At 50.6% G+C, this 18,616-nt stretch carries 13 protein-coding genes; 4 read left to right on the top strand and 9 right to left on the bottom strand.

Annotation, left to right across the window (positions count from 1 at the left end):
* Positions 1-234 precede the first annotated feature (234 nt).
* A complete protein-coding gene (locus ACDC99_RS10080) occupies positions 235-1,110 on the top strand; it encodes an AraC family transcriptional regulator (RefSeq protein ID WP_044064630.1) in 876 nt (291 codons plus the stop codon).
* A 194-nt stretch (positions 1,111-1,304) separates the two neighbouring features.
* Positions 1,305-3,650, top strand: a complete 2,346-nt coding sequence (gene pnp, locus ACDC99_RS10075) for a polyribonucleotide nucleotidyltransferase (protein WP_044064618.1) — start codon at positions 1,305-1,307, stop codon at positions 3,648-3,650.
* Between the two features lie 165 nt (positions 3,651-3,815).
* Here pnp and ACDC99_RS10070 read toward each other — a convergent pair whose 3' ends face one another.
* The 8 genes from ACDC99_RS10070 to dut all read right to left on the bottom strand — a co-directional run bounded on the left by ACDC99_RS10070 (position 3,816) and on the right by dut (position 13,873).
* On the bottom strand, positions 3,816-5,030 hold the full coding sequence (locus ACDC99_RS10070) for an aminotransferase class V-fold PLP-dependent enzyme (protein WP_042517947.1): 1,215 nt from the start codon (positions 5,028-5,030) through the stop codon (positions 3,816-3,818).
* A gap of 44 nt (positions 5,031-5,074) precedes the next feature.
* Positions 5,075-6,418 carry a Fe-S cluster assembly protein SufD gene (gene sufD, locus ACDC99_RS10065; RefSeq protein WP_044064616.1) on the bottom strand — a complete coding sequence of 448 codons (1,344 nt, stop codon included), beginning with the start codon at positions 6,416-6,418 and terminating at the stop codon, positions 5,075-5,077.
* A gap of 3 nt (positions 6,419-6,421) precedes the next feature.
* Positions 6,422-7,177, bottom strand: coding sequence for a Fe-S cluster assembly ATPase SufC (gene sufC / locus ACDC99_RS10060; RefSeq protein WP_044064615.1), 756 nt, complete (start codon positions 7,175-7,177; stop codon positions 6,422-6,424).
* Positions 7,178-7,221: 44 nt separating this feature from the next.
* On the bottom strand, positions 7,222-8,670 hold the full coding sequence (gene sufB, locus ACDC99_RS10055) for a Fe-S cluster assembly protein SufB (protein WP_044064614.1): 1,449 nt from the start codon (positions 8,668-8,670) through the stop codon (positions 7,222-7,224).
* A gap of 342 nt (positions 8,671-9,012) precedes the next feature.
* On the bottom strand, positions 9,013-10,656 hold the full coding sequence (locus tag ACDC99_RS10050) for a murein hydrolase activator EnvC family protein (protein ID WP_370756684.1): 1,644 nt from the start codon (positions 10,654-10,656) through the stop codon (positions 9,013-9,015).
* 45 nt (positions 10,657-10,701) lie between these two features.
* Complete coding sequence (gene lolB1 / locus ACDC99_RS10045) at positions 10,702-11,634, bottom strand: lipoprotein insertase outer membrane protein LolB1 (RefSeq protein ID WP_370756683.1); 933 nt, start codon at positions 11,632-11,634, stop codon at positions 10,702-10,704.
* Positions 11,631-13,439 carry a tetratricopeptide repeat protein gene (locus ACDC99_RS10040; RefSeq protein ID WP_370756682.1) on the bottom strand — a complete coding sequence of 603 codons (1,809 nt, stop codon included), beginning with the start codon at positions 13,437-13,439 and terminating at the stop codon, positions 11,631-11,633. The genes lolB1 and ACDC99_RS10040 overlap by 4 nt, the downstream gene beginning before the upstream one ends.
* Complete coding sequence (gene dut, locus ACDC99_RS10035) at positions 13,436-13,873, bottom strand: dUTP diphosphatase (RefSeq protein ID WP_044072900.1); 438 nt, start codon at positions 13,871-13,873, stop codon at positions 13,436-13,438. Before dut ends, ACDC99_RS10040 begins: the two co-directional genes overlap by 4 nt.
* A 188-nt stretch (positions 13,874-14,061) precedes the next feature.
* On the opposite strand from dut, the gene ACDC99_RS10030 reads away from it, so the two are divergent.
* On the top strand, positions 14,062-15,999 hold the full coding sequence (locus tag ACDC99_RS10030) for a DEAD/DEAH box helicase (protein WP_288771880.1): 1,938 nt from the start codon (positions 14,062-14,064) through the stop codon (positions 15,997-15,999).
* Between the two features lie 116 nt (positions 16,000-16,115).
* Here the strand turns inward: ACDC99_RS10030 and ACDC99_RS10025 are convergent, their stop codons facing one another.
* The gene (locus tag ACDC99_RS10025; protein ID WP_044080349.1) at positions 16,116-16,406 is read right to left on the bottom strand and encodes a hypothetical protein; all 291 of its coding nucleotides are present in this window, start codon (positions 16,404-16,406) and stop codon (positions 16,116-16,118) included.
* A 145-nt stretch (positions 16,407-16,551) separates the two neighbouring features.
* Between ACDC99_RS10025 and ACDC99_RS10020 the strand changes: the two genes are divergently transcribed.
* Positions 16,552-17,841: an IS1380-like element IS612 family transposase gene (locus ACDC99_RS10020; RefSeq protein WP_005814044.1), complete on the top strand. Its 1,290-nt coding sequence runs from the start codon at positions 16,552-16,554 to the stop codon at positions 17,839-17,841.
* Positions 17,842-18,616 lie beyond the last annotated feature (775 nt).

Genomic DNA, 18,616 nt, shown 5'->3' with positions numbered 1-18,616 from the left:
CCTTGATATTATAACGCCTTGGCCACCTCCGTGGCGTCAGGCATATAATGACATAATCCAACTCCCGCTTTGGTTCCGAAACAGGAATCCATGGCGGGAGCTTTCGTATATATATCCTCCCACCATTGCGTCTTCAGAAATTTCTATGCCTGGAAACGCTTGCGTATGTCGGATATAATTTGTAGATTTGCAAAATCATCGGCTTTATCACCGCCAATGATTATCTATTCACCTATGATAAACGAAATAGACCACATTTCCGTAGAGTCAGCCATGCAGGTTTACAACGGGCCCTCCATCGACCACGACCTGCTGGTTTTCGACGACTTTGAAGAACTTCCAGTTATCGGCATTCCCAAGCGTATGGACTGTATTTTCCTCGCCGTATGTCTCGGCGGAGAAGCACATTATACAGTAGACACCGAGGAACGCACCGTCAAGGCAAACGATGTAATTATCATCAGCGAAGGACAGGTGCTCAACAACAGTTGGTTCAGCGACGACCTTTCAGGCATCGCCATCATGATGTCGGAAGATTTCTTCAACGAAGTGATAAAAGGCGTTCACGACCTCTCCTCACTCTTCCTCTTCTCCCGCAGCCATCCCGTTTTCGAACTCTCTGCCGAAGAAGTGGAAACTCTCATGACATATCTCCGTATCATAAAGCATAAAGTGGAGACCACCGACCACCATTTCCGCAGAGATGTGGTACGTTCCCTCATGGCAGCCATGATCTATGATATCAGCCATGTGATGTATGGAGTGCAGCAGGGCGACAAACGCAAGCAGACCCGTGCGGAGTCTATCTTCACAGAGTTCATCCGTCTGGTGGAGCAGAACTTCAGAGCCGAGCGCCGCGTGTCCTGGTATGCCGAGCGCCTCTGCATCACACCCAAGTACCTCTCTGAGACCGTGAAGACCATCAGCCACCGCACGCCAAACGAATGGATAGACAAATATGTGACCCTCGAACTGCGTGTGCAGCTCAAGAACACGTCGAAGAGCATAAAGGAAATCGCCAAAGACCTCAATTTCCCCAACCAGTCGTTCCTCGGCAAATATTTCAAGGAGCATGTAGGTATGTCTCCTTCGGCATATCGCAAGAGTTGACAAGCCCCATAAATGCCTCTGATACAGCAATATTTTGCTTTTCAGAGGTTTAATGTCATAAAAAAAGGTAATAAATCAGACAATTGTCCCGATTATTGTAAGTAATTCGCTAACTTTGCCAAGATTTATGTGATGTGATTATCAAGTATAAGATATTATATAACAGATGTTGTTAAAACAATAAGTTTTTTTAGATGAACGTAATTACGAAAACAGTTCAATTGCCTGATGGCAGAACCATCAGCATTGAAACCGGGAAAGTGGCAAAACAGGCTGACGGCTCTTGTGTGCTCCGTATGGGCAACACCGTTTTGCTCGCCACCGTTTGTGCCGCAAAAGATGCAGTTCCCGGAACAGATTTCATGCCTTTGCAGGTAGAGTACAGAGAACAGTATGCCGCAGCAGGACGTTTTCCTGGCGGTTTTACAAAGCGCGAAGGCAAAGCAAGCGACAATGAGATTCTTACATGCCGACTGGTAGACCGCGCATTGCGCCCACTATTCCCAGCAGATTTCCACGCTGAAGTATATGTCAACGTGATTCTTTTCTCTGCCGACGGAGTAGACCAGCCAGACGCTCTGGCAGGTTTCGCTGCATCATGCGCCTTGGCATGTTCAGATATTCCTTTCGAGTGCCCAATCTCTGAAGTACGTGTGGCACGCATCAACGGCGAATATGTCATCAACCCAACCTTCGCACAGATGGAAGAGGCAGACATGGACCTCATGGTAGGTGCTTCTGCTGAGAACATCATGATGGTAGAGGGTGAGATGAAGGAAGTGTCGGAGCAGGATCTGCTCGGCGCTCTGAAGGCTGCCCAGGAGGCTATCCGTCCGATGTGCGAGCTTCAGACAGAACTGTCAAAGGAACTCGGCACTGACGTGAAGCGTGAATACTGCCATGAGGTGAACGACGAAGACCTGCGCAAGCAGATCAACGACGAGCTTTATCCAAAGGCATACGACGTTACGAAGCAGGCTCTCGACAAGCAGGCTCGTCAGGATGCTTTCGACAAGATCATAGCCGACTTCCAGGAGGCTTACACTGCCGCTCATGCAGACCTCACCGAAGAGGAGCTTGAGGAGAAGGTGGCACTCATGGAGAAATACTACCACGATGTGATGCGTGACGCAATGCGCCGTTGCATCCTCGACGAGGGCATACGTCTCGACGGCCGTAAGACCAACGAGATCCGTCCTATCTGGTGTGAGGTCAGCCCACTGCCAATGCCACACGGAAGTTCTATCTTCACACGTGGCGAGACTCAGTCGCTCACCACATGTACCCTCGGTACAAAGCTCGACGAGAAGATGGTTGACGATGTGCTCGACAAGAGCTACATGCGTTTCCTCCTCCACTATAACTTCCCTCCATTCTGTACTGGTGAAGCCAAGGCACAGCGCGGCGTAGGCCGTCGTGAGATTGGCCACGGCCATCTGGCATGGCGTGCGCTGAAGGGACAGATTCCTGCAGACTATCCATACACAGTGCGTCTCGTTTCTCAGATTCTTGAGTCAAACGGTTCTTCATCAATGGCAACAGTATGTGCCGGCACATTGGCGCTCATGGATGCCGGTGTTCCTATGAAGAAGCCTGTATCAGGTATCGCTATGGGACTCATCAAGAACCCGGGAGAAGACAAGTATGCTGTGCTGAGCGATATCCTCGGTGACGAGGACCACTTGGGCGATATGGACTTCAAGACCACCGGTACAAAGGACGGTCTTACTGCCACACAGATGGATATCAAGTGTGACGGTCTGAGCTTTGACATCCTTGAGAAGGCACTCATGCAGGCTAAGGAAGGCCGTGAGTACATCCTCGGCAAGCTCACCGATACTATCGCTGAGCCACGTGCAGAGCTCAAGCCACAGGTTCCACGTATCGAGGCATTCGATATTCCGAAGGAGTTCATCGGTGCCGTTATCGGTCCTGGTGGCAAGATCATCCAGCAGATTCAGGAAGAGTCGGGTGCTACAGTAACCATCGACGAGACAGACGGCAAGGGCAAGGTTCAGGTCAGTGCTCCTAACAAGGAAAGCATCGACAAGGCAATCTCAAAAATCCGTGCCATCGTTGCCATCCCAGAGGTCGGCGAGGTTTACGAGGGAACTATCCGCTCTATCATGCCTTATGGCTGCTTCGTAGAGATCATGCCAGGCAAGGACGGACTTCTCCATATCTCAGAAATCGACTGGAAGCGTCTGGAGACAGTAGAGGAGGCAGGTCTGAAGGAAGGCGACAAGATTCAGGTGAAACTCATGGAGATCGATCCTAAGACCGGCAAGTATAAGCTCTCACACCGTGTACTCGTTCCGAAACCAGAGGGATACGTAGAACGTGAGCGCCGTCCGCGTCCAGAGCGTGGTGAGCGTCGTCCTCGTCCGGAGCGCGGCGAGCGTCGTCCACGTGGCGACCGCTTCAACAATGGCGAGCCACGTCGTTTCGAGCACAAGAGCAATGAGTCTAACGACTTCCACGATCCAATGGCGGAGCGTGAGCCAAAAGACTTCAATGACTCTCTCGATCACCTCGACTAAGAGAAATTCTATAATTTAGTATAAAGAAAATCCCCACGATGTCCGTAACGGATAATCGTGGGGATTTTCTTTGATGGTAGTGACTGATAGAGGTAATCCTCAAACAGTTCAAAGGTTGAATTATCTTATATTCTGATTTCTTTGGGTGTCAGAACATCAGGATTGTCAGAACATCCTGCTCACACGCTTTATGCCTTCAACAAGTGTGTCAACCTCTTCTCTTGTGTTGTAGAGGCCGAACGACGCCCTTACCGTGCCTTGTATGCCCAAACGTATCATAAGCGGTTCAGCGCAATGATGGCCCGTTCTGACGGCAATTCCCAGGCGGTCGAGCAGCGTTCCCATGTCGAGATGATGGATGTCGCCGACGAGGAATGACACCACGGCGTCTTTGTGGTCAGCCTCTCCGAAGAAACGCATGCCCTCTATCTCCCTCATCCGTTTCATCGCATACTCCGTAAGGTCAGTCTCATGGCGCTGTATCTCATCCATTCCTATGCCCTGCAGATAGTCGATGGCAGTGGCAAGACCATGTGTCGCCACATAGTCAGGAGTGCCAGCCTCAAATTTGAACGGCAGTTTCTCAAACACCGTCTTCTCGAAGCTCACGCTCTCTATCATCTCTCCGCCACCCTGATACGGCGGCATGCGGTCGAGCCAGTCCTCCTTGCCGTAGAGCACTCCCACACCAGTAGGACCATACATCTTGTGTCCGCTGAACGCCATGAAGTCGCAGTCCAGATCCTGAACGTCCACCTTGAAGTGAGGAACGCTCTGCGCACCGTCAAGCATAAATGGCACACCATGTTCGTGGGCTATGCTTATCATCTCCTTCACCGGGTTTATCGTTCCCAGCACGTTGCTCACATGCGCCACGCTCACTATCCTGGTGCGTTCGCTGAAGAGCTTCCTGTATTCGTCCATCAGGATTTCACCCTTGTCGTTCATCGGTATCACCTTCAGACAGATGCCCTTCTTTGCCGCCTGCAGCTGCCACGGCACGATGTTGGAGTGGTGCTCCATGGTGGAAACTATCACCTCGTCGCCCTCGCCCATAAACTCATCGGCAAACGACGACACCACGAGGTTCAGCGCCTCGGTAGTTCCTCTGGTGAATATCACCTCGTTGGTAGACTTTGCGTTGATGAACGCTCTCACCTTCTCTCGTGCCGCCTCATGCAGGTCGGTGGCCTGTTGCGACAGGTAGTGGACACCACGGTGAACATTGGCGTTCACGTTGAGATATTCATCTCTCATCGCATCGAGCACACAGAGCGGCTTCTGTGTCGTTGCGCCGTTGTCCAGGTATACCAGCGGCTTGCCGTACACCTCGCGGCCCAGAATAGGGAAATCCTGGCGTATCTTGTTAATGTCGTACATTGTCGTTTATAGCTTTATTTCATAAGCCAGACGAGCTGGCTCTTCTACTTACACAATTTGCAGCCCTCACATTTGTTCAGTTCGCCTCTGAAGCGCTTTTCCACGAGATAGTGCAGACGGTCGCGCAGCGGCTCCAGTTTCATGTGGTCTATCACCTCGTTGATGAAGGCGAATTCCAGCAGCAGCTTAGCCTCCTTCTTGCTTATTCCGCGCTGCTGCATATAGAATAGGGCAGCGTCGTTGAGCTGTCCCACGGTGCTGCCGTGAGCACATTTCACGTCGTCTGCATAAATCTCCAGCATAGGCTGCGTGAACATGCGTGCCGTCTTGGTGGTGCATAGGTTCTGGTTTGTCTCCTGCGATGTGGTGTGCTGTGCACCGTGGCGCACGAGCACCTTTCCGGCGAAGGCTCCCACGGCATTTTCGTCGAGCACATATTTGTATAGCTCGTTGCTTGTGCAGTGGCCCACCTTGTGGTCAATCAGCGTGTTGTTGTCTACGTGTTGGTCCTTGTCGGCTATCACGCATCCGGCGAGGTTGCATTCGGCACCCTCACCCTCGAACGCGAGGTCTGTGCGGTTGCGGGTCGTACCATTGTGCAGCGTTATCACGTTGTGGTTCACCCTGCTGTTAGCCTGCTGGCTGATGAACACGTTGCTCACCCTCACGTTCTTGGCATGAGTCTCCTCCAGGCAGTAGAGGTCAAGTCCGGCATTCTCTCCCACATAAGCCTCTATCACCTGTGTGGCGAGGAAGCGGCGGTCGTCGGCGGCATGGTCGCAGAAGAGCAGTTTTATTTCAGCACGGTCTTCCACGATGATCAGCACCCGGCGGTTCACCATCAGGTCAACGTCAGATCTCAGTATGTTTATCACCTGTATCGCCCTGTCCACCACAGTGCCCTTCGGCACGTATATCAGCAGACCGTCCTGCGCCAGCATGGTGTTAAGCGCCGTGATGCCGTCCTCCTCCGTCTTCGCTATCTTGGCGTAGTATCTGCTTATCAGCTCCGGCTTCTCGGCGGCGATTCTTGCCAGAGAGTCAACGATCACTCCCTCTGGCAGTTCCTTCTTGGGCAGTGCCTTGTCGTAGAAACTGTCGTTCACCACGAAGTATAGCGAAGTGCTAAGGTTCGGCACATCGCATTTGAAAGCCTTGTAAGGGTCAACCGGGATTTCCAGACGGTTGATGTTCAGACCATAGTCCGGTTCAAACAGCGATGGAATGTCGGTGTATTTGTATCTTTCCACCTTCTTCGTAGGAAATCCGAGACGCTTGAAGTTCTCGAAAGCCTCGTCCCTCACGGCGTTCATCACCTCGCAGCTGTGTTTCCGCAGCATGTCGCGGCATTCGCCGTAGAGATCGATATATTGTTTTTCGCTTTGCATATCTTACAGTTCTCCTATTTCTTCCTTTATCCAGTCGTATCCTCGGGTCTCAATTTCCTTGGCGAGCTCCGGTCCTTCAGTCTTCACGATGCGTCCCTTGTAGAGCACGTGTACAACGCTTGGCTTTATCATGTCGAGCAGTCGCTCGTAGTGTGTGATGACGATGGTGGAAGTCTCCGGCGTGTGCATCTTGTTCACGCCCTCTGCCACGATACGCATTGCGTCAACGTCGAGTCCCGAGTCCGTCTCGTCCAGAATGCTCAGCTTCGGTTCGAGCATAGCCATCTGGAAAATCTCGTTGCGTTTCTTTTCTCCGCCGCTGAATCCCTCGTTCACAGAGCGGCTTGCCAGTTTGCTGTCCAGCTCCACCACCTTGCGTTTCTCTTTCATCAGCTTGAGGAATTCTCCCGCTGTCAGCGGCTCTTTGCCCTCATATTTGCGCTTTTCGTTGATGGCAGCCTTCATGAAGTTGTTCATCGACACTCCCGGAATTTCCACCGGATACTGGAATGAGAGGAACAGTCCCTCGTGTGCACGGTCTTCAGGCGACATCTCCAGCAGGTTCTTGCCGTTGAAAATCACTTCGCCTTCAGTAACCTCATAGAGAGGATTGCCCACGAGCACGGCGCTCAGCGTACTCTTTCCCGAACCGTTAGGTCCCATTATGGCGTGGGTCTCACCGTCCTTCACCGTAAGGTTGATGCCTCTAAGTATCTCTTTGTCGCCGATCTTGGCGTGCAGGTTTTTTATCTCTAACATATTATCGTTCTTTCTTTTTGTTTCCTTATGTTTTTTGCAAGTCATTATCCCACGGTGCCTTCGAGCGATACGCTCAGCAGCTTCTGTGCCTCCACGGCAAACTCCATCGGGAGCTTGTTGAGCACCTCCTTGGCATATCCGTTTACTATCAGTCCTACAGCCTGTTCTGTCGGTATGCCGCGCTGGTTGCAGTAGAAGAGCTGCTCCTCGCTTATCTTGCTCGTCGTTGCCTCATGTTCCACCACTGCCGAGTCGTTGTGGATGTCCATATACGGGAAAGTGTGCGCTCCGCAGTCGCTGCCCAGCAGCAGTGAGTCGCACGATGAGTAGTTGCGGGCGTTTTCGGCGTTCGCCGTGGCGCGCACCAGTCCGCGGTATGAGTTCTGGCTGTGTCCGGCAGATATACCCTTGCTGATGATGGTGCTCTTGGTGTTCTTTCCGATGTGTATCATCTTGGTGCCTGTGTCAGCCTCCTGGTAGTTGTTCGTCACGGCAACACTGTAGAACTCAGCCTGCGAGTTGTCGCCGCGCAATACGCACGACGGATATTTCCATGTTATAGCCGAACCCGTCTCCACCTGTGTCCAGGATAGTTTGGAGTTCACTCCGCGCAGGTCGCCGCGCTTCGTCACGAGGTTCAACACGCCGCCCTTTCCGTTCTCATCGCCCGGATACCAGTTCTGCACGGTAGAGTATTTCACCTCAGCATTGTCCTTCACGATGATTTCCACTATGGCGGCATGCAGCTGGTTCTCGTCTCTCATCGGTGCTGTGCAGCCCTCCAGATACGACACGTAGGCATCGTCTTCAGCGATTATAAGCGTGCGCTCAAACTGTCCCGTGTTTCTCGCGTTGATTCTGAAATAAGAGCTCAGCTCCATCGGACATCTCACGCCCTTGGGGATGAAAACAAACGAACCGTCGCTGAACACGGCACTGTTGAGGGCGGCGAAATAGTTGTCGCGGTATGGCACCACGCTTCCCAGATATTCCTTCACCAGGTCGGGGTGCTCCTTTATCGCCTCGCCGATAGAACTGAATATTATTCCCTTCTCGGCGAGTTTCGCCTTATAGGTGGTCTTCACCGACACGGAGTCCATGATGGCATCCACTGCCACTCCGCTCAGCGCCAGACGCTCTTCGAGGGGAATACCCAGCTTGTCGAAGGTCTTCATCAGTTCCGGGTCAATCTCCTTGTTCACTGGTTTCTTTGCCAGCGGGTCGGCATAGTATGATATTGCCTGATAGTCAATCTCCGGCAATTTCACGTGTCCCCATGTTGGCTGTTCGAGCGTCTTCCAGTAGTTGTATGCCCGCAGTCTGAATTCGAGCATCCATTCCGGTTCGCCCTTCTTCTTTGAGATGAGTCTCACGATGTCCTCGTTCAGACCGTTCTCGATGACGTCTGTGTGCACGTCGGTGGTGAAGCCGAATTCATATTTCTGCTCCGCCACCTGCTTTACAAACTCGTTTTTTGTATCTTTAGTTTCCATACTTCTTTTGATGTTCACACATTATTATATGTTGAATTTGCAAAGTTACTAATTATTGCCTCTTTATTTGCAGCGTTTGATGATTTTTTACCACTTTGCCGACACACTTTCTGATATCTGGTGCTTTTTCCTCTTTTTCAGTCGCACTTTTCAGTCATAATGACCTATTGTGGGTGAATGGGGCAATAGATTTGCGGGTTGGGGTTAGAGATGAAAATAAGGGTAGGGTAGAATCTGTGCTGACCGACTCGCCAGCTTTAGAAAAGCGGAATAATACGGCAAGATGAAAAAGTTTCCTTATCCCACACCAATCAGCATGGGATAAGGAAACGGTATGCTGTGTCATCTCAACCAAGCCTCCGGGTTGAGTTTTGTAAATCCTTTGTGTAGCTGGAACTGCAACACGCCGTTGCCGTCCACTGCTCCAATCGACTGTCCGGTGGACACGCTCTGGCCGACGTGTACGTTGACTGAAGAAAGGTTGCAATATACCGAGATATACTGTCCGTGGCGTATCATTACGCCCTTAACACCCATCACGGTGAAAATCTTGCTCACCTCGCCGTTGAATATCGACCTCACGCCGGCTCCGGCGCCACACTTTATGTTGATGCCCTTGCTGTCGAGTCTCACGTTGCTGAGACCCTCCACGTTATACTGTCCGTAATGTGTGATGATGCGGCCCGATGCCGGCATAGGCAGACGACCGCGGTTGCTCTCGAAATTATGGTTCAGCGCACGGTCAGCGCTGCTCACCGACGCAGCCACCCTGCTCTCCTCGTTAGCTTTTGCCACTTCAGAGTCGTGTCTCCTTTTGTCGGCAACCGCCTTGCGCTCAGCCGCCTCACGGTCAGCTTCCGCCCTGCGGGCAGCCGCCTCCGCCTTGGCACGCGCCTCGGCATCCCTCTTCTCGGCAGCCGCCTTCGCAGCCTCCGCCTTGAGGCGAGCTTCACGCTCCTTTGCCTCCTTGATGCGACGGGCGTTCTCTCTGGCAGCCGCCTCCGCTTCCGCCTTCTTGCGTGCCAGTTCAGCCTCACGCTTGCGCTTCGCCTCTGCGGCAGCGGCAGCCTTGCGTCTTGCTTCCGCTTCGGCACGCGCTTTCGCCTTAGCCACCTCTTCGGCGATGAGACGGTCAATCTGTGAGTTCAGCGCAGCGTCCTTCTTGCGCTGTTCGTTGATTATGGCCTGTATCGTCTTCTGCTGTTTCTGCAGCGAGTTCACCATTTTCTGCTGCTCTGTCTGCTTTCCTTGCAGTGCAGTCTTCTCCTGCTGTCCCTTATAGAGCATTGTGTTCTTCTCGCCCTTCACGGTCTCCAGCTGCTTGTGCTTGTTGGTTATCTGGTTCTGCTTGTTCTTCACCATCTCGCCCTGGGCACGCTGGTATGCGGCGTATTCCCTTACGAATCTCAGTCGGCGATACATCTGTGTGAGACTGTTGGCGCTGAAGATGAACATCAGTTTGTCTTGTATCGTACGGGTTCTTGCCAGGTAGCGCATCGACTTGATGTATTTCGCCTTTCGGTCGTCGAGCTGCTGTTCCAGGGTAGACAGCTGTGCTTTCAGCATAGAGATGTTACCTTCGATATGGGTGATATCCTTCTGTATGCCGTCGATTGTCTTCTGGTGCTGGTCAATCTCGCCGTTGATGGTCATGAGGTCGTCGAGTCGTTTCTTCACGTCAGCCATGTTGGCACGCAGCTTCTGTTCCTGTTCGCGAATCTGCTTCTGAACAGCCGCGCGCTGGTTCTGCAGTCCGCGTATCGATGCATTTGTGTATGTGGGTTTCTTTTTTCCCTTTGCGGTGCGTTTCTTTCCGCCTTTTGCCGCAGTCCTTTTCCCGCCTTTAGCCGCAGTGGAGGCTTTGCGTACGGGCTTCTTCTTGGCCACGGCAGTCGTCGTGGTCTTCTTCTTCGTCTGTGCGTCAGAGGTGGCAAACGGCATGTTCGCCACGGTGAGAGCCAATATTAAAATGATGAAACGATACATTTTCCTTTGGTATATCTTATCTTTTTTTTTGTTTATCCAATCCTCCTACAGTCCGCTCAGCTGGTTCATGATATCCTCAACGCTCACCTGCTTGTATTTCGATGAAACCGTTGTTTTTGCCTCCCATTTGTCGTCGGTGTCCAGAGAGTTGAGTTGCAGACGGAGCGACATCTTGTTGGCGTTGCGCACCGCCTTGGTGCTCATTGTCAGGAGGATGTCGGTAGGGAATTTCTTTGTACCGAGTGGCTTGAAGTTAGAATATCTGCATGTCACCGATGCTGCATCGCTTTTGTTGGCGTTATAATTCGCCTTCACCGAATTGATGAGAGCCGTGTTCGGGTCGGCAGTCCATTCGTATGACATCTTGTTGTAGGCGAGCGCCACATGGTTGCTGTTGGAAGCCCCGACATTGAGCGTCACGTTGAAGTTTTTCAGCGATGAATCCGTTGTTTTTTGCGTTCCAGGCACGAAAAGCTGGTTCCAGAACAATGCCTGCAGCGCATAGAAGTCGAGTCCGTTGCGCTGAAGGAAATCCACGCTGTCATACGAGGTTTTCACGTATTCCTTGTGTATTCTGTCCACGAGAAGCACGTAGTCTTTGGTGAATTCCAGTCTTCCTGCCTCCATGATGCCGAATGGAGTGAGTTGTATTCTTATCACCTCGTCCTTTCTCATGTGTAGCGACCCGGCCACGGTGATGTCCTTGCTGCCCGTGTTCATGGTGAACTTTATCTTCGACACGATATTCCTGGCGTATGCCGCATTGTCGGTCACCTTTCTCAGGAAGTCCATCTTTGCCGTTTCCATCGCCCTTTCGCTCTTGGCGTTCTTGCCGTGGGAGTTGCCGGCGACGGTTGCCGTAGTGTTCCTTATATCAGCGCCGTCATTGGTGACAGCCTTCTTCGTTCCGCATGATGTGGTGAGTGCGGCTATTGTCAATGCCGCACCGAGGATTGTGAATTTACCGTATTTTCTCATTTTTCCGTTGGGATATATTTCTTGTATCTGATCTTTTGTTCTATCGCTTGCGCATCGCCTCCGGCACTTATTGCCTTTTTCCACATTTCTATAGCCTTGTCCGTCTCGCCGAGCTTTATATATATGTCACCGGCATGGTCGAGCAGCACATCGCTGTTTGTGGTGTCGTTGGCAATCGCCTGTTCGATGTAAATCTGCGCTTCGGCATATCTCTCCATGCAGAAGAGCACCCAGGCATAGGTGTCGAGGAACGTACTGTTTGTAGGTTCCGCCTTCACCGTCTTGTAGCTCATGTGCTCCGCCTTTGAGAGGTCGCCTCCGCTCACGCTGATGTAATAGGCATAGTTGTTGAGGCATTCCACATTGTCTTCCTTCCATTGCAGACAACTGTCGAATGCGGCATAGGCACCGTCGGTGTCACCCTTCTCGTGCAGGATGTTTCCTATATATTCATACATGTCAGACACGATTGACGGTTCGCTTGTGTCGGTGGCTTGTGCCACACCCTTTCTGAATATGTCGAGAGCCTTTTCGTCCTCCTCCTTCTGTATGTATGCGAAGCCGAGGAAATAATAAAACACCATTTCATCGGGACAATATTCCACTGCCGGTTTGCAGATCTTTATCAGTTCGTCCTTGTCCTCCTTGTCCCATAGCGTGCGTATGAGTTCTATTCTCGCCCCCTTGTTGTCAGGTTCGATTTCGAGAATCCTGTTCAGCGCCGACACCAGACTGTCTTGTGGCATCTTCTTCAGCGACACGTAGGCAGCATAGATCTCGGCTATTTTCGTGTCTTTCTGTTTCTGGGAGAGCAGTCTGTTGAAGATGTTCAGGATTTTGGTGCTGTCGCCGCCGGCATCCTCACTCTTAGATATTATATTCCTCAGTATCGTTACCTTCGTGTCCGTGGCGGTCTGTGGAGAAACAAGCAGTTCCTCTTCTGTGATATTTGCGATGGAATCGAGCTTTTCAGCCCTGTAGTAGTCCACCATCGATAGCTTTGCCAGTTCATTTTCCGGTTCCTCTTTCAATACCTTTTCCAGTATCGAGAGAGCCTGCTTCTTCTTGTCGTGTTGCAGGAGCCAGTTGGCTGTCATCACCTGATACGACAAGTCGTTAGGGTATCGGTCCACGAATTTGCGCAGCGTGTTGTATTCCTCCTTCGTCTTTCCCTGCATGGAATAGATGTGCATCTTGGTGAGCACCGTCTTTTCGCTCTCGCCGTCGGCAAGCTCCATCCTCTCCATCGTGTTTATCATCTTGGAGTAGTTCTTCTTCTCGTTATAGAGCTTGAGGAGAATTTCCAGCACCTCCGTGCGGTCAGGGTTGGCGGTATACAGCTTTTCGTAAGACTTTATCGCGTTGTCGTAGTCCTTGGTGCTAATGTATGTCATGGCGAGCCTCTCCAGATATGTGTTGTTGTCGGGGTTCAGCTCAGCCGCCCTTTTGATGTCGGCGATAGCCATCTCCTTGGAGTTCAGCGACTCGTCGTAGTTAGACAGTGCATAATGCACCTCTGCCGCATTGGGGTCTATTCTCTTGCAGTGGAGCAGCAGCATGTAGGCATCGTCGTAGTTTCCGAGCGCCTGCTGCTTTGCCGCTTCCTCATAGAAGTAGCGCAGTCGCAGTTTCGTGTTGAGACAAGTGTCGGCGGATGGTGTGCTTGCCTCCTTGTCGCTTGTCCTGTTTTCAGCGACAATGGTCTTGTTGCCCGAGGCAGTACGCCCCGTGCCGCAGCCTATGAGCGTGGCAACGCCCAGCAATGCCGCCATCGTAATCAATGTGGTATGTCTTGATATTGTCATTTTACTCCCGTGTGTCCGTATCCGCCGGTTCCCCTTTCAGTGTCGTCAAGTTCCTCCACTTCGATGAAATCAGCGTTTTCGTGCTTTGCGATAATCATCTGTGCGATTCTCTCGCCATCGTTCACGATGAAGTCGGTGTCGGAGAAGTTCACGAGCAGCACCTTCAGTTCGCCGCGGTAGTCCGCGTCGATAGTTCCCGGAGTGTTGAGCACCGTGATGCCATGCTTCAGAGCCAGTCCGCTTCTCGGTCTTATCTGTGCCTCGTAGCCAGCCGGCAGCGCCATATACAGCGCTGTAGGAATCAGCATCCGCTGCATCGGCTTCAGCGTTATCGGTTCGTCGATGTTTGCTCTCAGGTCCATGCCTGCGCTCAGAGGCGTGGCATATTCGGGCAGTGGGTGATGTCCCTTGTTTATTATCTTAATTTTAATCATAACTGCAAAAATAACCATTTCCTTATAAATAAGCGCCATATAAGTCAATAATTTAGCGTTTTTCAACTAATATCCAATCTTTGCCGTATCTAAACGATGCGTAATTCGCAAATTATTAGTAACTTAGCACCCGAATTCCAAAGGGCTGCCACATTTTGGGCAAGCCAAATCATAAATACGTATTTAATTTGAAGACATTTGAAGAACTTGGTGTCAGCGAAGAGATTCGCCGCGCCATCGCAGAACTGGGCTTTGAATCGCCCATGCCAGTACAGGAAGAAGTGATCCCCTATTTGCTTGGAAACAAAAACGACGTCGTCGCCCTCGCCCAGACCGGAACGGGCAAGACGGCAGCATACGGTATACCTGTGTTGCAGAAGATAGATCCATCCGACCGTTCCACACAGGCGCTCATCCTGTCGCCGACACGCGAACTATGCCTGCAGATTTCCGACGACCTGAATGACTTCGGCAAATATATCGGCGGACTCAACGTGGTGCCGGTGTATGGAGGCACGTCGATACAAAACCAGATACACTCGCTCAGACACGGCGCACAGGTGATCGTTGCCACTCCGGGACGACTTATCGACCTGATGAACCGCGGTGCGGCGAAGCTCGACAACGTGAAGAACGTGGTGCTCGACGAGGCAGACGAGATGTTGAACATGGGATTCTCTGAGAGCATAAATGAAATTTTCGACGGCATGGAGTCGGGCGACCGCAACACGCTGCTCTTCTCTGCCACCATGAGCAAGGAGATAGAGAAGATAGCCCAGAACTATCTCCACGACGCCAAGGAAATCGTGGTGGGAAGCCGCAACGAGGGAGCCGAACACGTGAACCACATATACTATATGGTAAACGCCAAGGACAAATATCTCGCTCTGAAGCGTATCGTGGACTACTATCCCAAGATCTACGCCATCATCTTCTGCCGCACGAAGAAAGAGACCCAGGAGATTGCCGACAAACTGATACACGACGGATACAACGCCGAATCGCTGCATGGCGACCTGTCGCAGCAGCAGCGCGACCTGACGATGCAGAAGTTCCGTCAGCACCTCACGCAGTTGCTCGTGGCTACCGACGTGGCAGCCCGCGGACTCGACGTCGACGACCTGACACACGTCATAAACTACGGACTGCCCGATGATATCGAGAGCTATACCCACCGAAGCGGACGAACGGGAAGAGCCGGCAAGAACGGCACTTCGATAGCCATCGTACACACCCGTGAGCGCGGAAAGATGCGTGCCATAGAGAAGGTGATACAGAAAGATTTCGTGGAGGGAAAGATTCCTACAGCCGAGGAGATATGCAAGAAGCAGCTCTATAAGGTGATGGACCAGATAGTGAAGGCCGACGTGAATGAGGAGGAGATTGAACCGTTCATGGCAGACATCAACCGCTACTTTGAATATGTCGACAAGGAGGATATAATAAAGAAGATCGTCAGCATGGAGTTCGGCAAGTTCCTTGCCTATTATGCTGATGCTCCAGAGATTCTTCCGCCGTCGGCATCATCCCGTGGCGACCGCAAGGAACGCTCTACCCGTAAGCGCGGCGAAGGCGGCAAGCGCGAGCCACACAAGGCGGAGCCGGGATACCAGAAACTCTTCATCAATCTCGGCAAGACCGACGGTTTCTATCCTGGAGAGATAATGCAGTTCCTCAACCGCAATATCAAGGGCCGTCAGGAAGTGGGACATATCGACCTGCTCGACCGCATCTGCTACATCGAGGTGCCTGAGAAGGATGCCACCAAGGTGATGCGTGCCATCGACGGCACTACATACAAGGGACGCAGCGTGCGCTGTAATGACGCTGACGATACCGGACGCCCAGCCGGCAAGCAGTCGGGACGCGGCTCGCGAGGACTGGCAGGAAAATCATCCGACCGCACCGCAAGAGGCAGGAAAAAACACGATGAAAACGATGATTTCGGTAAGTTTGAGAAGAAATCGAAGCGTAAGAACAACAAGGCGGACAACGGTGGTTTCAATGACAACGGCAATGAAAGCGACTGGCGCCAGTTCTTCCGTCAAGACGATGTGAAGCTCGTAGGCGAAGAGCCGGACTTCTCTGAAGAGGGATGGGCACGCCGTCGTCCGAAGAAGAGCTGATACTCTCTCTCTCCGTATTACAATATGTTGCGGAGCTTAATTGATACAATTCGCCCCATCTTGTATAGGTCCTCGTCTTACCGATGGCCATTCAAGATGGGGCGATTTGTATTCAGTCAGCCGAACAGTCCGGCGATGGTAGGCTTTTTGGCTATCGTGCTCGAAATCCTTATCGTCCAAGCACCACATTTCTGCCTAATGTTCTGAGGCAGGATGTTGGAGTCGCGCAGTTTGCGAAGCCATTCTCTGAGTGGTCTTCCCGGGTGAGCCTGTTCGTCGGCAAGCAGTCCGGCTTTGGCAAGTTCGCGGTTAGCCTCCATTTCATTAATCTCTTCCTTTCCCGAGCGAATCATGTATTCATCCAATACCTTGATCACTCCACTGATATTTTCCCTGGTAGTAGTCATAACATCATCCTTAATTCCGCAACACTATAATTTAACTTTATTTATAAGTTCCTGAGCAACAAAAAGTTGCCCAGGATTTTGCCATGTCAGAATTTTCACTTATCTTAGTGTTGCAAAAAGAAAACAAGCAAAACTCTAATATGACATGGCAAAAATACAAATTAAATCTGAGAAACTCACACCTTTTGGAGGAATTTTTTCAATCATGGAGAAATTTGACTCCATGCTTTCACCCGTTATCGACTCAACACTGGGTCAGAGATGCAGCAGTATCTTCGGATATCAGTTCAGCGAGATAGTCCGTTCGCTGATGAGCGTTTATTTCTGTGGCGGCTCATGCGTGGAAGATGTAACGTCACAACTGATGCGCCATCTCTCGTATCATCCTACCCTTCGTACATGCAGCTCTGATACCATCCTCAGAGCCATCAAGGAACTGACACAGGAAAACATCTCCTATACTTCCGACCAAGGCAAGACCTATGATTTCAATACTGCAGACAAACTCAACACATTGCTTATAAACGCTTTGGTTTCTACAGGCGAGTTGAAGGAAATTGAGGAATACGATGTTGACTTTGACCATCAGTTCCTTGAAACGGAGAAGTATGATGCAAAACCGACCTACAAAAAGTTCCTCGGCTACAGGCCTGGCGTATATGTTATCGGTGACAAGATAGTCTATATCGAGAACAGCGATGGTAACACGAATGTGCGTTTTCATCAGGCAGACACCCATAAGAGATTCTTCGCTCTTCTGGAATCCCAGAACATCCGTGTAAATCGCTTCAGGGCAGACTGCGGTTCCTGCTCGAAGGAAATCGTCAGTGAGATAGAGAAGCATTGCAAACATTTCTACATCCGTGCCAACCGATGCAGTTCGCTCTACAATGACATCTTTGCTCTGAGAGGATGGAAGACGGAGGAGATTAACGGCATCCAGTTCGAACTCAATTCCATTCTCGTTGAGAAATGGGAAGGCAAGTGCTATCGTCTTGTCATCCAGAGACAAAGACGCAACAGTGGCGACCTTGACCTGTGGGAAGGCGAATACACTTACCGTTGTATTCTGACCAACGATTACAAGTCATCGACAAGGGACATTGTTGAATTCTACAATCTGCGTGGCGGCAAGGAACGTATCTTTGACGACATGAACAACGGATTCGGTTGGAGCAGGCTCCCCAAGTCATTCATGGCGGAGAATACTGTCTTTCTTCTGCTTACTGCATTGATACACAATTTCTACAAGACCATCATGAGCAGGCTTGACACCAAGGCTTTTGGGCTCAAGAAAACGAGTCGCATAAAGGCTTTTGTCTTCAGATTCATCTCCGTACCTGCCAAGTGGATCATGACTGCAAGGCAATACGTGCTGAATATCTACACAGAGAACCGAGCTTATGCAAAACCCTTCAAAACAGAATTCGGATAAGAATCCTTTCTTTCCGGTTTGAATCTGCGTATTACCTCAAGTCGCATCGTGGGGTAAGGGGATGGTGGCTACATATTGATGTTGTGCTGTTGCTTTTTACTGAAAGCTGCTACTAACGACTCATAAATCTACCCTTAATCGTGTATTGGATGATAGTTGCGGATTTTAGGATCATATATTTTAAGTTGATAAGAAAACTACTACAAAAATAGGTATTTTAAATGATAAGTTGTTTGAAAAACTTGTAAATTAATGACTATTTAATACTAATGTAAACATTATTGCTTTCAAAGTGTATATTTATTTAGAGAATAAACAGAAAATTGGCACAGCGGATATTTTCCGTGGATGGTGGTTGGAGGACACATAGATTGAACGTTTTCGTTGTATGTACAATGTACGATGATGTACGTTGATAAGATAACGAGCATTGTCGTACATTTACCGAGCATATATAAATAAATGAGCAGAGACAAGGAGCTTGATCCCTGTCATGCGAGACAACGAAGGATGAAATCCAAGGTTTGTTCCCTCAAGAGGAATGAGTACAGGCATAGGCGTTTACCACTTTAAGATTGTAGGAAAATCATTTCAACGAAGACTGTCTAAAACGGCTAAGGGTTCAAAAAAGACGTTTTACTACCTAAAGATTGTAGGAAAATCATGGTCAGCCTTTCTGATGCAACAAAGAATAGACATAACACGGTGGATGAGCATATTCCACATTGACACAGACATTATAAATACGCAAGGTGGACACGGGGCGACTGTCAAG

This window comes from Prevotella pectinovora (assembly GCF_041323955.1).
In the GTDB taxonomy this organism is placed as follows: domain Bacteria; phylum Bacteroidota; class Bacteroidia; order Bacteroidales; family Bacteroidaceae; genus Prevotella; species Prevotella pectinovora.
This window is presented reverse-complemented; position numbering and strand designations above follow the sequence as displayed.

Coding starts and splice junctions, on each gene's coding strand:
- ACDC99_RS10080 (WP_044064630.1), top strand. CDS start 235: ATGATAAACGAAATAGACCACATTTCCGTAGAGTCAGCCATGCAGGTT.
- pnp (WP_044064618.1), top strand. CDS start 1,305: ATGAACGTAATTACGAAAACAGTTCAATTGCCTGATGGCAGAACCATC.
- ACDC99_RS10070 (WP_042517947.1), bottom strand. CDS start 5,030: ATGTACGACATTAACAAGATACGCCAGGATTTCCCTATTCTGGGCCGC.
- sufD (WP_044064616.1), bottom strand. CDS start 6,418: ATGCAAAGCGAAAAACAATATATCGATCTCTACGGCGAATGCCGCGAC.
- sufC (WP_044064615.1), bottom strand. CDS start 7,177: ATGTTAGAGATAAAAAACCTGCACGCCAAGATCGGCGACAAAGAGATA.
- sufB (WP_044064614.1), bottom strand. CDS start 8,670: ATGGAAACTAAAGATACAAAAAACGAGTTTGTAAAGCAGGTGGCGGAG.
- ACDC99_RS10050 (WP_370756684.1), bottom strand. CDS start 10,656: ATGTATCGTTTCATCATTTTAATATTGGCTCTCACCGTGGCGAACATG.
- lolB1 (WP_370756683.1), bottom strand. CDS start 11,634: ATGAGAAAATACGGTAAATTCACAATCCTCGGTGCGGCATTGACAATA.
- ACDC99_RS10040 (WP_370756682.1), bottom strand. CDS start 13,439: ATGACAATATCAAGACATACCACATTGATTACGATGGCGGCATTGCTG.
- dut (WP_044072900.1), bottom strand. CDS start 13,873: ATGATTAAAATTAAGATAATAAACAAGGGACATCACCCACTGCCCGAA.
- ACDC99_RS10025 (WP_044080349.1), bottom strand. CDS start 16,406: ATGACTACTACCAGGGAAAATATCAGTGGAGTGATCAAGGTATTGGAT.
- ACDC99_RS10020 (WP_005814044.1), top strand. CDS start 16,552: ATGGCAAAAATACAAATTAAATCTGAGAAACTCACACCTTTTGGAGGA.